General features: G+C 68.0%; 20 protein-coding genes. 5 read left to right on the top strand and 15 right to left on the bottom strand.

Annotated elements, in window-relative coordinates:
- Window positions 1–11: 11 nt before the first annotated feature.
- Together ACO07J_RS07280 and ACO07J_RS07275 are read right to left on the bottom strand one after the other, a co-directional pair.
- A complete protein-coding gene (locus ACO07J_RS07280; RefSeq protein WP_422027703.1) occupies window positions 12–872 on the bottom strand; it encodes a crotonase/enoyl-CoA hydratase family protein in 861 nt (286 codons plus the stop codon).
- Window positions 873–887: 15 nt separating this feature from the next.
- On the bottom strand, window positions 888–1682 hold the full coding sequence (locus ACO07J_RS07275) for a crotonase/enoyl-CoA hydratase family protein (protein WP_422027701.1): 795 nt from the start codon (window positions 1680–1682) through the stop codon (window positions 888–890).
- 153 nt (window positions 1683–1835) lie between these two features.
- Here ACO07J_RS07275 and pdhA point away from each other — a divergent pair, with 153 nt between their 5' ends.
- The 4 genes from pdhA to ACO07J_RS07255 all read left to right on the top strand — a co-directional run bounded on the left by pdhA (window position 1836) and on the right by ACO07J_RS07255 (window position 6548).
- Complete coding sequence (gene pdhA, locus ACO07J_RS07270) at window positions 1836–2846, top strand: pyruvate dehydrogenase (acetyl-transferring) E1 component subunit alpha (protein ID WP_300892406.1); 1011 nt, start codon at window positions 1836–1838, stop codon at window positions 2844–2846.
- 16 nt (window positions 2847–2862) lie between these two features.
- Entirely contained in the window at window positions 2863–4248 is a 1386-nt protein-coding gene (locus tag ACO07J_RS07265; protein WP_422027699.1) for a pyruvate dehydrogenase complex E1 component subunit beta, read from the top strand.
- 12 nt (window positions 4249–4260) lie between these two features.
- On the top strand, window positions 4261–5601 hold the full coding sequence (locus ACO07J_RS07260) for a pyruvate dehydrogenase complex dihydrolipoamide acetyltransferase (protein ID WP_422027697.1): 1341 nt from the start codon (window positions 4261–4263) through the stop codon (window positions 5599–5601).
- Between the two features lie 179 nt (window positions 5602–5780).
- Window positions 5781–6548 carry a hypothetical protein gene (locus ACO07J_RS07255; RefSeq protein ID WP_422027695.1) on the top strand — a complete coding sequence of 256 codons (768 nt, stop codon included), beginning with the start codon at window positions 5781–5783 and terminating at the stop codon, window positions 6546–6548.
- A gap of 85 nt (window positions 6549–6633) precedes the next feature.
- Here ACO07J_RS07255 and cysE read toward each other — a convergent pair whose 3' ends face one another.
- On the bottom strand, window positions 6634–7440 hold the full coding sequence (gene cysE, locus ACO07J_RS07250) for a serine O-acetyltransferase (protein ID WP_422027693.1): 807 nt from the start codon (window positions 7438–7440) through the stop codon (window positions 6634–6636).
- A gap of 85 nt (window positions 7441–7525) precedes the next feature.
- Here cysE and ACO07J_RS07245 point away from each other — a divergent pair, with 85 nt between their 5' ends.
- Entirely contained in the window at window positions 7526–7864 is a 339-nt protein-coding gene (locus ACO07J_RS07245; RefSeq protein ID WP_422027691.1) for a TraR/DksA family transcriptional regulator, read from the top strand.
- 93 nt (window positions 7865–7957) lie between these two features.
- Here the strand turns inward: ACO07J_RS07245 and ACO07J_RS07240 are convergent, their stop codons facing one another.
- From ACO07J_RS07240 to ACO07J_RS07185, 12 genes are all read right to left on the bottom strand, one after another.
- Window positions 7958–11959: a baseplate multidomain protein megatron gene (locus ACO07J_RS07240; protein WP_422027689.1), complete on the bottom strand. Its 4002-nt coding sequence runs from the start codon at window positions 11957–11959 to the stop codon at window positions 7958–7960.
- Window positions 11960–11962: 3 nt separating this feature from the next.
- Window positions 11963–12406 carry an NlpC/P60 family protein gene (locus ACO07J_RS07235; protein WP_422027687.1) on the bottom strand — a complete coding sequence of 148 codons (444 nt, stop codon included), beginning with the start codon at window positions 12404–12406 and terminating at the stop codon, window positions 11963–11965.
- Window positions 12403–13290 carry a DUF2163 domain-containing protein gene (locus ACO07J_RS07230; RefSeq protein ID WP_422027685.1) on the bottom strand — a complete coding sequence of 296 codons (888 nt, stop codon included), beginning with the start codon at window positions 13288–13290 and terminating at the stop codon, window positions 12403–12405. Before ACO07J_RS07230 ends, ACO07J_RS07235 begins: the two co-directional genes overlap by 4 nt.
- Entirely contained in the window at window positions 13287–13916 is a 630-nt protein-coding gene (locus tag ACO07J_RS07225) for a phage distal tail protein, Rcc01695 family (RefSeq protein WP_422027683.1), read from the bottom strand. Before ACO07J_RS07225 ends, ACO07J_RS07230 begins: the two co-directional genes overlap by 4 nt.
- Before the next feature lie 12 nt (window positions 13917–13928).
- The gene (locus tag ACO07J_RS07220; protein ID WP_422027681.1) at window positions 13929–14588 is read right to left on the bottom strand and encodes a phage tail tape measure protein; all 660 of its coding nucleotides are present in this window, start codon (window positions 14586–14588) and stop codon (window positions 13929–13931) included.
- Window positions 14575–14781 carry a rcc01693 family protein gene (locus ACO07J_RS07215; RefSeq protein ID WP_422027679.1) on the bottom strand — a complete coding sequence of 69 codons (207 nt, stop codon included), beginning with the start codon at window positions 14779–14781 and terminating at the stop codon, window positions 14575–14577. Before ACO07J_RS07215 ends, ACO07J_RS07220 begins: the two co-directional genes overlap by 14 nt.
- Window positions 14778–15110 (bottom strand): gene transfer agent family protein, encoded by a 333-nt coding sequence (locus tag ACO07J_RS07210; RefSeq protein WP_422027677.1) that lies wholly within the window; start codon window positions 15108–15110, stop codon window positions 14778–14780. Before ACO07J_RS07210 ends, ACO07J_RS07215 begins: the two co-directional genes overlap by 4 nt.
- The gene (locus tag ACO07J_RS07205; RefSeq protein ID WP_064258474.1) at window positions 15110–15523 is read right to left on the bottom strand and encodes a phage major tail protein, TP901-1 family; all 414 of its coding nucleotides are present in this window, start codon (window positions 15521–15523) and stop codon (window positions 15110–15112) included. The genes ACO07J_RS07210 and ACO07J_RS07205 overlap by 1 nt, the downstream gene beginning before the upstream one ends.
- A gap of 60 nt (window positions 15524–15583) precedes the next feature.
- Window positions 15584–15994 (bottom strand): DUF3168 domain-containing protein, encoded by a 411-nt coding sequence (locus tag ACO07J_RS07200; protein ID WP_422027674.1) that lies wholly within the window; start codon window positions 15992–15994, stop codon window positions 15584–15586.
- Window positions 15991–16329, bottom strand: coding sequence for a head-tail adaptor protein (locus tag ACO07J_RS07195; protein ID WP_422029731.1), 339 nt, complete (start codon window positions 16327–16329; stop codon window positions 15991–15993). Before ACO07J_RS07195 ends, ACO07J_RS07200 begins: the two co-directional genes overlap by 4 nt.
- A complete protein-coding gene (locus tag ACO07J_RS07190) occupies window positions 16329–16925 on the bottom strand; it encodes a head-tail connector protein (RefSeq protein ID WP_422027672.1) in 597 nt (198 codons plus the stop codon). Before ACO07J_RS07190 ends, ACO07J_RS07195 begins: the two co-directional genes overlap by 1 nt.
- Before the next feature lie 89 nt (window positions 16926–17014).
- A complete protein-coding gene (locus ACO07J_RS07185; RefSeq protein WP_422027670.1) occupies window positions 17015–18196 on the bottom strand; it encodes a phage major capsid protein in 1182 nt (393 codons plus the stop codon).
- Between the last annotated feature and the right edge of the window lie 35 nt (window positions 18197–18231).

The raw sequence follows: 18231 nt of genomic DNA, 5'->3' as shown, positions 1-18231 counted from the left end.
CCGGCGCCGCCTCAGTCCGGCGCGTTGGCCGTATCGAACGGGCGGTTCCGGGACCAGTCGAACGTACCCTCGTCCCGCTCGCGCACGGCCTGCTTCCAGCCCACCGTCTCGGCCCGCGCCTTGAAGTTCAGCCCCTCCGGCGAATGCCGGGTGATCCCGTCAAAGACCGTCGCCAGCCGCTGCGTCTGCTGCACCTGCGCCTCGATGGCGGAATTGATCACCATCTTCTGCATCGCCAGCTGGTTGATCGGGACGGTCGCGATCCGGTCCGCCAACGCCTCCGTCTCGGCATCCAGCCGGTCGTCGGGGACGGCCTTCAGCACCAGCCCCATCTCCGCCGCCTCGGCCCCGCCGATCCGGTCGCCGGTGAACATTATCCGCTTGGCCCGCTCCGGCCCCAGCCGATGCACCCACATCGCCGTCGTCGGGCACCCCCAGACCCGCACCGGCATGTAGCCGATCTCGGCCCCCTCGCCCATCACCACCAGGTCCGAGCACAGCGCGATGTCCGATCCCCCGGCCACGGCGAAACCGTGCACCTTGCAGATCACCGGCTTCATCGCCCGGAACAGCGACATGAAGGCCTGCGTGTTGGCCCACATGAACTGATAGTCCTGCATCGGATCCCAGGGCATGTCCTGGGTAATCACGTTGTCGGGGTCCTGTGCATAATGCGCCAGGTCGTAGCCCGCGCAAAACGCCCGTCCCGCTCCGGACAGCACCATGACGTGAACCCGCCGGTCGGCATCGGCCTCCTGCACCGCCTGCATCAATTCGCGCGGCAGATCATCGTCGATCGCGTTCATCACCTCGGGCCGGTTCAGCGTGATCCGTCCGATCCGCCCGTCGCGCTCGTAAAGTACCTTTGCCATGGTCTGCTCCCTTTCTCAGATATCCCCGAAATCCCCGCCACGGCCCTTGCCCGCGGCGAACCGGCCGGCCCCGGCAACGCCTGCCGCCGCAACCTCGCCCTTGCTGCCCGCCCACTCGGCCCGCAATGCGTCACGCTCCGACAGCCCCGCCTGCCCGCGCGCCGACCGGCGGTCGGCCCGGACGCAGCTCTGCGGATACCGCGCGATATCCCGCGCCAGCGCCTCGGCCCTGGCCCGCGCCTCGCCCTCCGGCACCACGTATTCGCACAAACCGATCTGCAGCGCCTCGGCCGCCTCCACCCTGCGGCCCGTCAGGATCAGGTCCATCGCCCGCCCCTCGCTCACCAGCCGCGGCAGCCTCACCGTCCCGCCGTCGATCAGCGGCACGCCCCAGCGGCGGCAATAGACGCCCATGAAGGCGCTTTCCTCCATCACCCGGATATCCGCCCACATGGCCAGTTCCATGCCGCCCGCCACCGCCGGCCCGGCGACCGCCGCGATGACCGGCTTCGACAGCTCCAGGCGGCTCGGCCCCATCGGCGCCATCGGCGGCGTGGGCGCGTCGGTGAAATCATAGGCGTCGATGGCATCCGGATCCGACAGGGTCGCCGCCCGCTTGAGGTCCCAGCCCGCGCAGAACGCCCCGCCTTCGCCCCAGAACACCGCCACCGCCGCGCTCTCTTCCGCCTCGAAGGCAAGGAACGCGTCGTAAAGCGCCCGTGCCGTCTCCGGATCGACCGCGTTGCGCGCCTCTATCCGCGAATTGATCACGGTCCAGACCGGCCCGTTCCTTTCGATTCTCACCGCCATCCGCGTCCCTCCCTCCAGGCAGCCGCAGCCTACACCGCCCCCGCGCAATTGCCATGTTCCCCTGCGGCAAATTCTCCCTCGCCACGAAGGGCCTTGTCATGTTATAGATAGTTTAACACTAAACTATATTGTGATCGGAGGAGAACGCCACCCATGGCCGCCCGGAAAACCACAAAGAAACCAAATATTTCTGCCGACGAGCTGAAACAGTATTACCGCGACATGCTGCTGATCCGCCGATTCGAGGAGAAGGCCGGCCAGCTTTACGGCATGGGCCTGATCGGCGGGTTCTGCCACCTCTATATCGGCCAGGAAGCGGTCGTCGTCGGCCTCGAGGCCGCGGCCGAGGAAGGCGACAAGCGGGTTACCACCTACCGCGACCACGGCCACATGTTGGCCTGCGGGATGAATCCCGACGGCGTCATGGCCGAGCTCACCGGCCGCGAGGGCGGCTATTCCAAGGGCAAGGGCGGTTCGATGCACATGTTCTCGACCGACAAGCACTTCTATGGCGGCCACGGCATCGTCGGCGCCAACGTGCCGCTCGGCGCGGGCCTCGCCTTCGCCGACAAGTATCTCGAGAACGGCCGCGTCACCTTCACCTATTTCGGCGACGGGGCGGCCAACCAGGGCCAGGTCTACGAGACCTTCAACATGGCCGCCCTGTGGAAACTGCCGGTGGTCTTCGTGATCGAGAACAACCAGTACGCCATGGGCACCTCGCAGAAACGCTCCACCTCCACCCCCGACATCTACACTCGCGGCGAGGCCTTCGGCATCCCCGGCGAGGCGGTCGACGGGATGGACGTGCTGGCGGTCAAGGAAGCCGGGCAGAAGGCGGTCAAACACTGCCGCGACGGCAAGGGCCCCTACATCCTCGAGGTCAAGACCTACCGCTACCGCGGGCACTCCATGTCGGACCCGGCCAAGTACCGGACGCGCGAGGAGGTTCAGAAGATCCGCGAGGAGAAGGACGCCATCGAACACGTGCGCGACCTTTTGCTGGCCGGCGACCACGCCACCGAGGAGGACCTCAAGGCGATCGACAAGGAAATCAAGGGCATCGTCAACGCCTCCGCCGATTTCGCCAAGGACAGCCCGGAGCCGGCGACCGAAGAGCTCTGGACCGACATCATCACCGATGTCGCCCCGCAGAACGCGTGAGAAGGAGATAAGATAGATGGCAACCGAAATTCTCATGCCCGCCCTGTCGCCGACGATGGAAGAAGGCACGCTGGCCAAGTGGCTGGTCAAGGAAGGCGATGAAGTGAAATCCGGCGATATCCTCGCCGAGATCGAGACCGACAAGGCCACGATGGAGTTCGAGGCGGTCGACGAAGGCACGATCGGCAAGATCCTGATCGAGGAAGGCACCGAGGGCGTGAAAGTGAACACCCCCATCGCCGTGCTGCTGGAAGAGGGCGAAGACGCCTCCGACATCGAAAGCGCCTCCTCCCCCGCCGCCGCGCCGGCCGAGGCCGACGACAAGGAAGACGCCAAGTCCGAGGAGAAGGCCCCGGCCAAGGCTGCCGCCCCCGCCGCCCCGGAACCCGATTCCAGCCCCGACTGGCCCGAGGGCACCGAGATGAAGACCATCACCGTGCGCGAGGCGATCAATTCCGCCATGGCCGAGGAAATGCGCCGCGACGACACCGTCTTCATCATGGGCGAGGAGGTGGCCGAGTACCAGGGCGCCTACAAGATCACCCAAGGGCTGCTCGACGAGTTCGGCGCCAAGCGCGTGGTCGACACGCCGATCACCGAGCACGGCTTTGCCGGCATCGGCGTCGGCGCCTCCTGGGGCGGGCTGCGGCCCATCGTCGAGTTCATGACCTTCAACTTCGCCATGCAGGCGATCGACCAGATCATCAACTCCGCCGCCAAGACCCTCTACATGTCCGGCGGGCAGATGGGCTCTCCCATCGTGTTCCGCGGCCCCAACGGCGCCGCCGCCCGCGTCGCGGCCCAGCACAGCCAGGACTACGCCGCATGGTACGCCCAGGTCCCCGGCCTGCGGGTGGTCCAGCCCTACTCGGCCTCCGATGCCAAGGGCCTGCTGAAAACCGCCATCCGCGATCCCAACCCGGTGATCTTCCTCGAGAACGAGATCCTCTACGGCAAGAGCTTCGAGGTGCCGGTGCTGGATGACTTCACCATCCCCTTCGGCAAGGCCCGCATCGAACGGGCGGGCGAGGACGTCACCATCGTCAGCTTCGGCATCGGCATGACCTACGCCATGGAGGCCGCCGCGAAACTGGCCGAGGACGGCATCAGCGCCGAGGTCATCAACCTGCGCACCCTGCGCCCGCTCGACTATGACACCGTGATCAGGTCGGTCATGAAGACCAACCGCTGCGTCACGGTCGAGGAAGGCTGGCCCGTCGCCTCCATCGGCAACCACATCTCGGCCACGCTGATGGAACGCGCCTTCGACTATCTCGACGCGCCGGTCATCAACTGCACGGGCAAGGACGTGCCGATGCCCTATGCCGCGAACCTCGAAAAGCTGGCCCTGACCTCGACCGCCGAAGTGCTCGAGGCAGTCCGCCAAGTCACCTACCGGTAAGGAGATCAAGAAATGCCTACCGAAATTCTCATGCCCGCCCTGTCTCCGACCATGGAAGAGGGCACGCTGGCCAAGTGGCTGGTCAAGGAAGGTGACACGGTCAGCTCCGGCGACCTGCTGGCCGAGATCGAGACCGACAAGGCAACGATGGAGTTCGAAGCCGTCGACGAAGGCACGATCGGCAAGATCCTGATCGAGGAAGGCACCGAGGGGGTGAAGGTCAACACCCCCATCGCCGTGCTGCTGGAAGAGGGCGAGGACGCCTCCGACATCGACACATCCGCCTCGAAATCCAAACCCTCCGGCGGTGGAAGCGCCGGCGACGAGAAGGCCGAGAAACCCGCCGCCACGCCCGAAGGCGGCGGCGGTGGCGCGCCCGAGGCCAAGCCCGACACCCCGGCCCCGGCCGCCCCGACCGACGCCAAGGGCGAACGCATCTTCGCCTCCCCCCTGGCTCGCCGGATCGCCGCGCAGAAGGGGCTCGACCTCGGCCAGATCAAGGGCTCCGGCCCCCATGGCCGCATCGTCAAGGCCGACGTGGAAGACGCCAAACCCGGCGCCGCCCCCGCCAAGGCCGAGGACAAGGCCGCCCCCGCCGCAGCCCCGGCCGCCGCGCCCGCCGGCCCCTCCGCCGATGCCGTCGCCGCCATGTACGAGGGCCGCGACTACGAGGAGGTCAAGCTCGACGGGATGCGCAAGACCATCGCCGCCCGCCTGACCGAGGCCAAGCAGACCATCCCGCATTTCTACCTGCGGCGGGATATCAGGCTCGACGCCCTGCTCAAGTTCCGCAGCCAGCTCAACAAGCAGCTCGAGGGCCGTGGTGTCAAACTGTCGGTCAACGACTTCATCATCAAGGCCAGCGCGCTGGCGCTTCAGGCCGTGCCGGACGCCAACGCCGTCTGGGCGGGCGACCGGGTGCTGAAGATGAAAGCCTCCGACGTGGCCGTCGCCGTGGCCATCGAGGGCGGGCTCTTCACGCCGGTGCTGAAAGATGCCGACATGAAGTCTCTCTCGACCCTCTCGGCCGAGATGAAAGACCTGGCCTCCCGCGCCCGCGACCGCAAGCTCGCCCCCCAGGAATACCAGGGCGGCAGCTTTGCCATCTCCAACCTCGGCATGTTCGGCATCGACAATTTCGACGCCGTCATCAACCCGCCCCATGGCGGCATCCTTGCCGTGGGCTCTGGCGTGAAGAAACCCGTTGTGGGCGAGGATGGCGAACTGACCGTGGCCACCGTCATGTCGGTCACCCTCTCGGTCGATCACCGGGTCATCGACGGTGCGCTCGGCGCACAGCTTCTGGAGCAGATCGTCCAGAACCTCGAGAACCCGATGGTCATGCTGGCCTGATCTGGTCCTTTCGCCCCCTGCCAACCGGCGGGGGGCGCCCGGTTACCCAGCGGAACCGTCACCGCAAACTGATGCGCCGAGGCCACCCCCGGCGCACAATCTGCGCCCTTCTATCGACTTCCCCCCCCACCGACACTAGCTTCCCCGGAAAGTGCCAACGACGATTGGATTCCGTCTACATGATCTCGACCGCCAAACGGTATGCCGCCGTTCCGCTTCTCCTGCTTGCAACGGGGTGCGCAGACGCCCCCAACGACGTGAGCGCGCCCGTCACCTCGGCCAGCTTCTCGGACAACGTGAACACCCTCGCCCCGGGGAGCAGCACGTCGGCCAGCGGCACGATCACCGAAACGGAGACGGAATACGGCACCCGCAAGGTGCGTACCGTGCAACCGCCCAAGCTGTTCGACCAGGCGTTCCGCGATGCCTCGGCCCGGAAACACGCCGCCGAGATCGACAAGCTGCGCCAGGCCTTCCTCAACCTCGGCCCCGGCGTCGACCCCGAGGAAGCGGCCCGTGCGGCCCGCGTCGTCTATACCTATGTCGACCAGCTGATCGTCGAGTACCAGATCGAAGACAGCAGCCCGCTGGCGCACAACACCAAGGTCAATTTCGGCCAGAAGCCCCGCGGCCTGTGCTGGCACTGGGCGCATGATCTCGACATCCGCCTGCAGATGGAACGGTTCAAGACCCTCGAGATCCACCGCGCCATCGCCAATTACAACAACCTCCGGCTGGAACACTCGACCACCATCCTCGGCCGCCGCGGCGACCGGATGGAGGACAGCATCGTGCTCGACCCGTGGCGCAACGCCGGCGACCTGTTCTGGGAAATCGTCCGCAAGGACACCCGTTACAACTGGACCCCGCGCGACGAGGTCTTCGCCTACAAGCGCGCGCAGAAGAAGCGCGATGCCAAGAAGGAAGAGTTCAACTCCCCGAGCTGATTGCGCGTCGGACCGCAAGAAACAGCAAAGCCCCGGATCATCTCCGGGGCTTTTCGTTTTCCAAGGGGGTACGGGTGGTGCCGCCTCAGCGCACGCCCAGCAACTGGTCCATGTTCACCGAGGGCTGGTCGCAACCCGCCTCACCCACGATCTTCGCGGGCACGCCGGCCACGGTCTTGCAGGGCGGCACTTCCTGCAACACCACCGACCCGGCGGCGATCCGGCTGCAATGGCCGATCTTGATGTTGCCCAGCACCTTGGCCCCCGCGCCGATCAGCACACCATCGCCGATCTTCGGATGCCGGTCCTGCTCTTCCTTGCCGGTCCCGCCCAGGGTCACCGAGTGCAGCATCGACACGTTGTCGCCCACCACCGCCGTCTCGCCGATGACGATCGAATGGGCATGGTCGATCATGATCCCCTTGCCGATCCGGGCGGCGGGGTGGATATCCACGCCGAAGACTTCCGAACCGCGCATCTGGAAGAACCGCGCCAGGTCGCGCCGCCCCTTCCGCCACAGCCAATGCGCCACGCGGTAGGCCTGGATCGCCTGGAACCCCTTGAAGAACAGCATCGGCAGCAGGAACCGATCGCAGGCCGGATCGCGGTCATAGACCGCCACGATATCCGCCCGCGCCGCCAGCCCGAGGCTGTCGTCGTCGGCATAGGCCATGTCACAGATTTCCCGCAGGATCTGCTCCGACATCTCGTTCGAGGTCAGCTTCATCGACACCCGGTAGGCCAGCGCCGATTCCAGTGTCTTGTGGTGCATGATCGAAGAATGCACGACCCCGCCCAAAAGCGGTTCATGCTCGACCGACTCTTCGGCCTCGGATCGGATCCGGGCCCAGACCGGGTCAAGCTCGGCCAGTTTGGTACGGGTTTCTGCCATGTCATTGCTCCTCATGGGCATGCCGGACTATACCATTTAGGCACGGCGCGTAAAATGCAAAGGCGTGATGGGAGCTTTCACAAGAATGAATGACGAAAGCCAGGAATCCTTTCGCGACCTGATTGCCACGCGCCTGGCCGAACTGGATGCGGAGGACCAGATGGGCGAAGCGGGCCAGGCCACGGTCGAGCTCGACCAACAGGCCGTCGGCCGGCTCAGCCGCATGGATGCGCTTCAGAACCAGGCCATGGCCAAGGCCAGTGCCACCCGCCGCAAGACCGAACGCGCCCGGCTGCAGGCGGCCCTCGCCCGCATGGACGAAGGCGAGTTCGGCTATTGCGAGGATTGCGGCGACGCCATCGCGCCCGCCCGACTGCAGCTCGATCCGGCCGCCACCCGCTGCGTCGACTGCGCCAGCGGCTAACGACACCCGGCTCCTCCCCGTCCCGGCCCCTCGCCCCGCCGTAGGGTGGGTGCAAACCCACCTCCCTGACGGCAAAAGCGAGCGTTGGGTTACCTACGCCACCAGCCCCAGAGCCGCGAACCGCCCAGCGCCCACCAGCGCCGAGACCTGCGCCACCCGCAGCTCGAACGCCCCCGCAAGCCCGTCCGCCGCCTGCGCCCCGGCCGTGTAGGTCCACCCCGGCGCGCTCACCATCTCCTCGCGCAGCACGCTCTCGCCCTGCACCACCCGCACGACATACCGCTCCGCCTCCTCGCCCAGCGGCACCTCCGGCGTCTCCCACCGGTCGCCCCCGATCCGCGTCCGCCGGGTCCAACCGAACGCCATATCCGCCCCCGGCACCCCGTTCACGGACAAATGCACCGGGCTCAACGGTCGCAGCCCCGCCCCCTCGAAGGCCAGCACCGTATGCACATAGGCCGCATCATCCACCGGCCGGTTCGCCGGCCCCACCCTGTAATGCCGCGCCTGCCCGATCTGCCCCTCGGTCAGCCCGATCTGCCGCGGCGTCCCGTCCAGCCGCACCAGGTAGGATCCCGCAGGCCAGATCGCCTCCACCTCCGTCCCCAATTGCCCCCGCAACCGATGCCCGATCTCGTAGGTATCCACCCCAACAAGCGCCGCATCGCGAAACTGGACCAACTCCCAGCCGCCGGGGCTGCCATCCCCGATGGCACACAGGTTCGCCCCCGACAGCAAACGGCTTTCGCCCACGCTCTCCAGCCCGCCATGCAGCATCCGCACCCGAAGCGCCGGCCCCCGGTCGAACACCCCCGCCGGCGCCGGAAGCAACGCGCTCTCCGTCACGCCAATCGGCGTCCGCGCCTCCAGCACCTGGTCCAGCCGGAAATCCTCGCCCCCGTCCGCCACGTACACCGCCGCCGATCCCGGCCACGGCCGCGCCGTCACCGCAATATGCGGCGCCTGCGGCACCTCCTCGCCGGTCATCAGCGGCAGATCGAGGAAGAACGGCACCACCGGCGCCGGCGCATCGAATCCGCGCAGCGGCCCCACCTCCGGCTCCACCAGCACCGGCCGGTAACTCTCCGGCTCGATCCGGATCGCCTCCAGCTTCTGGGCATGCGCCAGCATCTCGACCCGGTCGACCCGGAAATGCCCCTGCCCGACCTCCTCGGGCAGCGCGATCACGTCCCCCGCGCCCACCGCCAGCCGCGACCGCGGCAGCGTCAGCCGCACCATGTCCGTCGCCACCCGCGATTCCGACAGCCAGCGCTCCACCGTCTGCCGCCCCTCGGCCCGCGTCATTGCCAGCGGAATCTCCGAGGTCGACACCGTCGCGTCATCCACGCCCAGCACCGCCTCTTCCGAGATCACGTCGTAATCCGCCCCCGCCTCGATGAAGCGCAGCCTGACCCGGCCCGCCAGTTCCACCTCGCTCCCGCGCACCTCCTCGATCGCACCGTCGCGCTCGCCATCCCGCACCACGCGGTCCACATCGACCACGTGGTCCGCCAGCCCGTCCCGCTGCCGGAAGACCAACGCGCCCCCGCGCTCCACCGCATCGAACCCATAACGCAACGCCAAAGGCTGCAACGCCGCCCGCGGCTCGGCCACCTGCTCCACCAGGTAGCCGCGCACATGCCCGTGCAGCCCTCCCGTGTCGCAATCCTCCAGCCCCGCCCGGCCGCAGACCTCCTCCACCACCGAGGCCAGCCGCCACGCCGTCACCCGCCCGGTGATCCAGTGCCCGCGCAGGTAATTCTCCCCGTCCTTCCACAGTTCGACGTCATTGGGAAAGAACGGATAGGGCCGCGCATCCCACGCCCAGGCATAGGCATGCGCCATATCCACCATCGGCCCGCCATACGTCTCCGACACCGGGTTATTCTTCGGATCGCCCCAATATCCCGCCATCGCCCGCAGGTACTGGAACTGGATCAGTTCGTCCTGCTGCCCGGTCGAGAAATGCGGCACGGCATTTTCCGAAGATTTCGGATCGAGGAACTTGTTGGGCTGGTTCGTCCCCTTGTCGATGGCGGCGCAGCCATACTCCGTAAAGCGAACAGGCTTCGACCCCGGCACCCACGCCGTGGGCTCACCGGCCCTGACGCCTCCCACCCGGTCGTGATGCGCATTCTCCCACCAGCCCCGGATATCCTTGTACCGCCACACCCACGGCTCGCCATGCGCGCCATCGGTGATCGGCGTCCGGATCTGCGCCTCCCGCGCGGTGTCGGAATGGTAGTACCAGTCATAGCCCTCGCCCCCCGCGACGTTGCCCATCAGGTAGTCGAGATCGTAAATCGCCCCCGCCCCAGCATCGGCATGGTCCTCGCCATCCCGCCAGTCCGACAGGGGCATGTAATTGTCGATCCCGATGAAATCGATGTTGTCATCGGCCCAGAGCGGATCGAGATGAAAGAACCGGTCGCCGCTGCCATCCTGCGGCGCATAGCCGAAATATTCCGACCAGTCGGCGGCATAGCTGATCTTCACCTCCGGCCCCAGGATCGCCCGCACCTCCGCCGCCAGCGCCACCAGGTGCGCCACCGCCGGAAAGCTGTTCCCCTCCCCGCGGATCGTGGTCAGCCCGCGCATCTCCGAGCCGAGACAGAAGCTCTCCACGCCCCCCGCCTTCAGGCACAGCATCGCCTGGTGCAGAATGAACCGCCGATAGCTCCACTCGTCGGGCCCATCATACAGCACCGGGCTGTTCACCACCGGCCCGGTATAGGCCAGCGGCGCATATTCCATGTTCTCCCCGCCCTCGCTGAACTCTTCCTCGACCTCGTCCTCGGGCGCCAGCGCGAAATCCGCCGCACTTGCCGTGCCAAAGAACGCGTCCACCTCGGCCGCCGCCGCCGCACTCCCGTCCGGGCTGCCCTCCCGCCCCGGCGCGACCGACGTGGTGATCCGCCCCCGCCACGGCAGAACCGGCTGCTCTTCCCCGCCATAGGGGTCGTCCAACCCGTTCCCGGCCAGCTGATCCATCAGGATGAACGGGTAATACATCACCTCCTGCCCGGCCTCCTTCAGCGCGGCAATCGCCTCCAGCACCGACTGGTCCGTCGGCGTGCCCCCGTAAACCGGCGCCCCTCCCCCGTCGCGCGGCACCAGCTCGGCACTCCCCCGTGTCAGCCCCGCCACCTGCCAGGGCCGGCCGAACCCGTCGGAGTGGTCCCGCTCCACCTTCGGCCGAACCGTGCACTGGCCACAGCGCAGGTCATCCCCGAACCAGCTCACCACCAGGCTCACCGCCCGACACGCCGGCAATTCCCCCTGCAACTGCTCCAGCGCGACGTTGAAATCCCCCTTCGCCGCCGGCGTCGAGACGTTGGAGAAGGCCGATTCCAGGATGCTGAACCCCGACCACACCTCTTCCGTCGACAGCACGTATTCCCCGCTGCCCGGCAGCATCGCCACCCCGCGCACCGCATGGGCCGGGTCCAGCTCGGCCCCGGGCAACTCCACCGGCGCCGGGCGCAGCACCTCGAAGGTGAACTGCGGCACCCGGTTGCCATACTCCGTCAGGTCCAGATCCTCGATCACCACGTAGGCCGTGCCGCGATAGGCCGTCACTGTGCCCGCCCCCTCGACCGCCTCGATCTTCGGGTCCGGCAACTGGTCGCGCGTGCCGGTATAAACCCGCATGGTCAGCGCATCCCGCGCCAGCTCCACCCCGTCGGCCCAGATCCGGCCGACATGGCCGATCTCCCCCTCGCACAGCGCGATGGCCACGCTGACCGAGTAGCTGTAGCTCACCTGTGTCGGCCGCGGCGGCCCGCCCTTGCCGCTCCCGCCCGTGACGGATTTCCTCTCGCGGAATTCCGTGGCCCAGATGACATTCCCCGCCACCCGCATCCGCCCGTGCACCCGCGCAATCGCGTCACCCTCGCCCGTGCCGGTCAGGCGCAGCCGGCTCACCCGTCCGGTCTCCACCACGTCCGAGCCCTGCCCCAGCAGCCGCTGGTCGATCGACCGCCCGATCATCGCCCCGGCAAACCGGCCCACGGCGGCCATCGACAGGCCCAGAACGGTGCCGCCGATCGACCCGCCGATCACGGCCCCGGCAGCGGAAAGCAGAATTGTCGCCATGGTCTATACTCCTTGCGGAAATGCGAAACGGGCCACGATCCGGCGCCGCCACGGCGCGCTCAACGAGCTTTCCACCACGCCATGACCCGAAAAGGCGTGAATAAAACTGGCGCCCTCGCCGCACCGGGCCTGAAGCCCGAGGTGCTTGGCCACCGCCCCGTCCCGCATCCGGAACAGAAGCAGATGCCCCGGCGCCTCGGCGCCCACCTCCACCGGCACGAAATGCCGCAACGCCGCCCGCCACAGCCTTTCCTGGCCACCCGCCTCGGCCCAGTCGAAACTGTAGGCCGGCACCGCCTCCGGCTCCGCTCCCCTCACCTCGCGCCACACGCCCCGCACCAGCCCAAGGCAATCCGCCCCCGCGCCCTTGCAGGACGCCTGATGCCGGTAGGGCGTGCCGATCCACGACCTTGCCGCGCGCACCACCTCTTCACCCGACCCACTCATCGCCGGCTCCCGCCATCCAGCCGGCCCGCCCTGCTCGGATCGGTATAGGACCAGTCATCGCCCGGAATGTCCGGAAACCCCTGGAAATTCAGGAAGTTGTTGAACTTGAACCGACAGGTCTCCGCCCGCTTGTCACACCCGGCCACCAGCCGTGCCACATCGCCCACGGCCACGCCCGCCCGCAGCGGATGCCACAGCTCCACGACCCGCTCGCCGCCCTCGATCCGGTCCCGCTTCACCGGCCCCGACAGGCCCGCCGCCGCGCCGTCCACCATCGTCAAAGACCCGAACCGGAACCACCCGTCCTCGACCTCGTCCAGCCCGGCAAAGCGGAACACCCGCCGCGCCTCGACCGCCACCAACGCCGCCTCCACCGTGTAATCCGGCGTCCCCAGGTCGAACCCGCAAGCGTCATCCCCCAGCACCGCCCCGCAGGGCTTCTGGAACACCCGCCCCTCCGGCTGGTTCAGCACATCCGTCAGCCCGCGAAGCTCCGCCTCGAACGCCCCGCCGCTCCGCCGCATCTCGCCGATCCGCCCGCGAAACAGAAGCTGCCGCTGGCTCACATCCTGCCAGTTCACCAGCCACGCCCGCACCTCGGCCCCGTCATAGCGGCCCGCCTCGATATCCACCTCGCTTATCGCGGCATCGCTCAGCGCGCCCATCGCCTCGGTATTGTCCACCGACAGCCCCGTCGTCTGCTGCAACGCCAGCGCGCTCAGGCCTGTATCCGCCCGAAACGCAATCCCCTCGAAGCTCAACGCCCCATCATGATCGGTAAACCCCATCACCACACCATCGGCCCGCGTCACCGCCCAGCAATGGCACAGCGTCGTGTGCCCGCCCTCGAGATGCGCTTGAAGGCCTTCGTCCAGCCCGATCATACCCGCACCTCCACCACCGGCACGCTCGGCACCTCACCCGCCTGGAAACTGGCCAGGCTGGTCTCGATCCGGTCCGTCGCGAACCGCACCGGCACGTCGAACTCGAACCCCGCCCGGATCTCCGCCCCGGCATTGGGCGGATGGTCAAACGTCACCATCCCGGTGGCCGTATCCACCTCGAAATGCACGCCTTCCTGCTGCGGCACATCCCCCAGCGCCACCTGCACACTTCCCGCTACCGGCTTGCAGATCGGCCGGTCGTACACCTGCTGCCCCGACCGGTACCGCTTCACAAGCTGGAACGCCGCCGTCACATCGTCACCTACGGCAATCACCTGGTCCTCGGGGCCGGGCTCCGCCTTGGCGCCGCACGACTTGTAATCGGTCCAGTCCTTCCACCGGAACCCGAAGACCTGCCCCTGCCGCGCCTCGAAAAACGCGATCAGCGCCTCGATATCGTCAAGGCTTCGCAGCGCCACCCCCGCATCATACCGCCGCCGCGAATGCCGCCACGGCGTATTGCGCTCCTCGAACCCGTTGGCCAGCGTCACCACGTCCGTCCTGCGCTCCGGCCCGCCGACCGAGCCGAAACTCAGCGACGCCGGAAACCGTACCTCGTGAAACATCCCTCTACTCCCTTAACGATTGCGGCTGCCGCGCCCGATGGCCCGGCCCAGCTCGGCGGCGATCTGCCCCCGGCTCCGGCGGAACCCCTCGGCATCGGGCGTCGTGATGTTCATCACCACGCTGACGGCCCGCCCGCCCTGCGCGGCCACCCCCAGCTTGCCATCCGGCCCCCGCCTCAGCGGCATGATCGCCTCCGGCCCGGCCTCGCCCATCAGCCCGGTGCCCCCACGCATCGGGAACGTCACCGGCCCGCTGACGATCCCGCCATTGGCAAAGGGCATCACCCGGCCTTGCGCGAAACTCCCGCCCTTCTCGAAAGGGGAAATCCCGCCAACCATCGCGCCCACGCCATTGGCAATCAGCCCGCCGATATGGCTCGTCACCGGCCGCATCGCCGCGTTGAACGCCGCGTTGATCATAGAATTCGCCAGGTTGTGCAGCGCATCCGACAGGCTGTCGCCCTCCAGCACCGCGCCGCGGATCGCCTTGTTCAGCCCCCGGCTGATCCCGCGCTCCAGCGTCGCCACATCCTGCCCGGTGCCGGCAAACGTGTCCCGCACCCTGGCCAGCTCGCCATTGAACGCCGCCGCCATCTCCGTGGCCTGCCCGAGGCTCTCTTCCATCGCCTCGACCTGCAGGTCGAAATCATCCATCCGCTCACCCGTCTCCATCTCGCTCCCCCTCGCCATCGGGATAGGCCCGCATCAACTCGTCGAGCCGCCCCCGCATCAGCGGCGCCACGCCCCCCGGTTTTCCCAGCATCAGCTCCAGCTCCGCCGGCGTCAGCGCCCAGAACTCCCACGGCCTCAGCCCCAGCCCGCGCATCCCCGCCCGCAACAGCGCGGGCCAGTCGACGCCCCTCATCCCGCCCCCTCGGGCAGCATGAACGCCCGCGCCAGCAACTCCGCCGCCGCCCGCGCCGCGCCCACCGGCCCGCCCTCAATCTCGGCGGCCACCAGGTCACCGGCCCGCCCCTGCCAGCCGCCCCCGCGCAAACCGGCCACGATCAGCGCCAGCACATCCCGCGTCGAGAACGCCCCGCCCTCGAACCGATCCACCAGCTCCACCAGCGTCCCGGTCTCCAGCGCCGCCTCCAGCTCCGCCAGCGCCCCCAGCGTCAGCTTGAGAACATGCCGCTCCCCGCCGATCACCAGCGCCACCTCGCCGCTCCATGGATTGGCCCCGCCGCGCATCAGGCCGCCGTGAAGGTCAGCTGCCCGGCCGAGGCGAGCGACAGCTCATAGGTCGCCTCGCCGTCATGGGTCCCCGCATACTCGATGCTGCCCACCTGGAACGGCCCCTCGACCACCCCGAAATCCGGGATCACCACCTGGAAATCCGGCGTCTCCCCGTCGAAGAAGATCTGCCTTGCCCGCTCGTCGCTCGCCTCGTCGCGGAAGATCCCCGAGCCGCTGATCGCCGCCGATTTCACCCCGGCGCCGGCCAGCAATTCCCGCCAGCCCCCCGCCGATTCAAGGCTCGTCACGTCCACGCTCTCGGCGTTGAAGCTCACCCGCGTCGCACGCAGCCCCGCCACCGTCTCGAAATTGCCCGTGCCCGTCAGGTCGATCTTGACCAGCAGGTCCTTGCCATTCTGCACTGCCATTGCTCTCTCCGTCTGAAAGGTTGATTTGGTCCCCGTAGGCCGGGCTTCAGCCCGGCACGCTCACGTCTCCTCCACCCGCGCCCGAAAGGTCAGATCGACCCGCCGCAGGTTCCCGCTGCCCTCCCGCCGGGCCCTTGCCCGCCAGAAATGCAGCGCCACCAGCCGGCCCCGGGAAAGGCTCATCTCCGCCTCCACCAGCGCATCGCTGACCGCCGCCGCCACCTGCTTGGCGGCATGAAACCCGGTGCCGTCCGACACGACCGACACGGTAAACCGGTGCCACGCGCCCTGGCCCGACCCATCGGCCCGCGCCCGCGCATCCTCCGACCCAAGCACCACGTACAACGCCGGCACCGTCCCCGACGGCAGCGCGTCATAAATCGCCCCGCCCACCAGCGCCGTTACGCCCGCATCATTGCTCAGCCTCTCGAACACGGCCTCCTGCAACGCCGCCACCATCCCGTAGCTCATAGCGCCACCTCCTCCTCGGCAAAGCAGGTCAGGTACCGCCCGCCCTTGTCCGCCTCCGCCACCGCCCGGATGGCGAAAACCCGTGTCCCATCCCGAAACCGCTGTCCCGGAACCGGGCGCGACACCGCCCCCACCGGTGCGGCCCGCACGATGATCCGGTAAGGCGCCACCGACACCCCCGCGGTCTCGCCCCGCGCATCCCGGCCCGTGCGGGCGCTGACATCGGCCCACAGCATGCCAAGCGCCGCCCAGCTTTCGCTCCAGCCGCCCGCGCCATCGGCCACCCGCTCGGGCGCCTCCAGCACCAGCTGCCGGTTCAACCGCACCGGCCCCATCACGCCGACCCCATGAAAAGCCGCATGCTCCGGTACCGCTCGATCAGGCTGGTCACGCCAAACGGCATGCACCCCCCGCCCAACGCGGTCTCGTGCCGGTATTCGTGGTAATGCGCCGCCAGCAGCAGCACCGCCTGGCCCAGGTCGGCCGGCAGACCGCCCCACTCCTCCGCCATCCCGGCGGTGAAGGAGATCACGACGCTCCCCCCGGCCGGGATCCCCGGCAACAGCGCGCCCACGGGCCGCAATACCGGCCGCACCGCGCTTTCCTCCAGCCGGTAAAGCCCGGCATCGACCACGCTCTCCACTCCGCCAGAGTCGCGCATCACCACCCCGGTCACACCGGTCACCGGCGCGATCGGCATCGCCTGCCCGCTCTGGTCGCGCCACGCCGACAGCGTCCATGTGAACGCCCGCTCGATCAGCGCCTTGCCGGTGCGCGCCTCGATGGCCCCGATGGCCGCCCGCAGGAACCCTTCCAGCACCGCATCCTGCAGGTCGCCATCGGAAAACCCGGTGCCCAGCCGCAGGTGGGCCTTGAACTTCTCGACGGGCAGCGCGGCCAGTGCCACCGGTGAATCTTCGATCAAAATCATGGACCTACTCCAGGAACTTCAAGCCCGTCGCGCGGCATCTCCGCGCCCATCAGGCGGGGGCCGTTGCCCCCGCCCGCCTCGTCTCGGGATCAGGACAGGCCGAACTTCAGCAGCTTGATCGCGGCAAAGTCGCTCACATCCCCGCCCACGCGCTTGGTCGCGTAGAACAGCACATGCGGCTTGGCGCTGAACGGGTCGCGCAGCACGCGCAGGTCCGGACGCTCGGCGATGGTGTAGCCCGCGGCGAAATCACCGAACGCAATCGCCATCGCATCGCTCGCGATATCCGGCATGTCCTCGGCAATCAGCACCGGGTAGCCCAGCAGCCGCGCCGGCTCCCCGGCGGCCAGCCCGTCCGACCACAGGAACCGCCCGTCGCCGTCCTTCAGCTTGCGCACGGCGCCTGCCGTCTTCGAGTTCATCACGAACGTCCCGTTCGCCCGGTACTGCGCCCCCAGCGCATAGACCAGGTCGATGATCGCCTCGCCCCCGTCGAACCCGCCATCGACGCCGGTCGCCACGTAGCCCAGGCTGTCCCACGCCCAGGACGCATCATCGACGATGGTATGGGTCAGGAACCCCACCGGCTTGTCGCTGCCATCGCCGTTGATGAAGGCATCCGCCTCGGCCCGCGCGAACTTGTCGGCGATCCGCCCCGCCAGCCACGCCTCGATATCGAACGCGCTGTCATCCAGCAGCCGCTGGCTCGCCTTGGGCAGCGCCGACAGCTCGTGCAGCGGAATGGTGATCCGGTCGATCGTCGGCGTGCCGGTCTCGCTCACGCTGCCGCTCTCGGTGGCCCAGCCATGGCCCACGTCCGAATGGTCGATCAGCACGTCGAACGATGTCGCCTCCACCTGCACGACATTGGCAATCGCTCGAATCGACGCGGTCGAGGCCAGCGTTCTCTTGATCACGTCCGCCGTCTGCGGATCGACAAGATAGCCGCCATCGCCCGCCACGGCGCTGCTCATCGCCTTGCTCTCCATCTCCAGCCCGCGCAGGGCGTCGTCATCGCCCGAACGCAGGTAGGCGTCGAACGCCTTCTGATGCGGCGCGGCGCCCGTCTCGGCGGCGGCCAGGACCGGGCGCTTCAGCCCGGCGGATTTGCGTTCCATCTTCGTCATCTGCTCTTCCTGTTTCTCGATCCGTTGTTGAATGTCGGCCTGAAAGCTTTTGAATTCGCTCACGAAACCCGACACGGCGTTCTTCACCTCGGCGACCGGAGACGCATCTTCCCCGGCCCGAGACTGCGTCCCGGTCTTGCTCATCGCTTGTCCTCGTGGATTGTGGTGGTTTCCGGCGC

Source organism: Roseovarius sp. (genome assembly GCF_965228755.1).
Classification (GTDB): domain Bacteria; phylum Pseudomonadota; class Alphaproteobacteria; order Rhodobacterales; family Rhodobacteraceae; genus Roseovarius.
The sequence above is the reverse complement of the archived record's forward strand: the minus strand, read 5'-3'. Positions and strand labels throughout refer to the sequence as shown.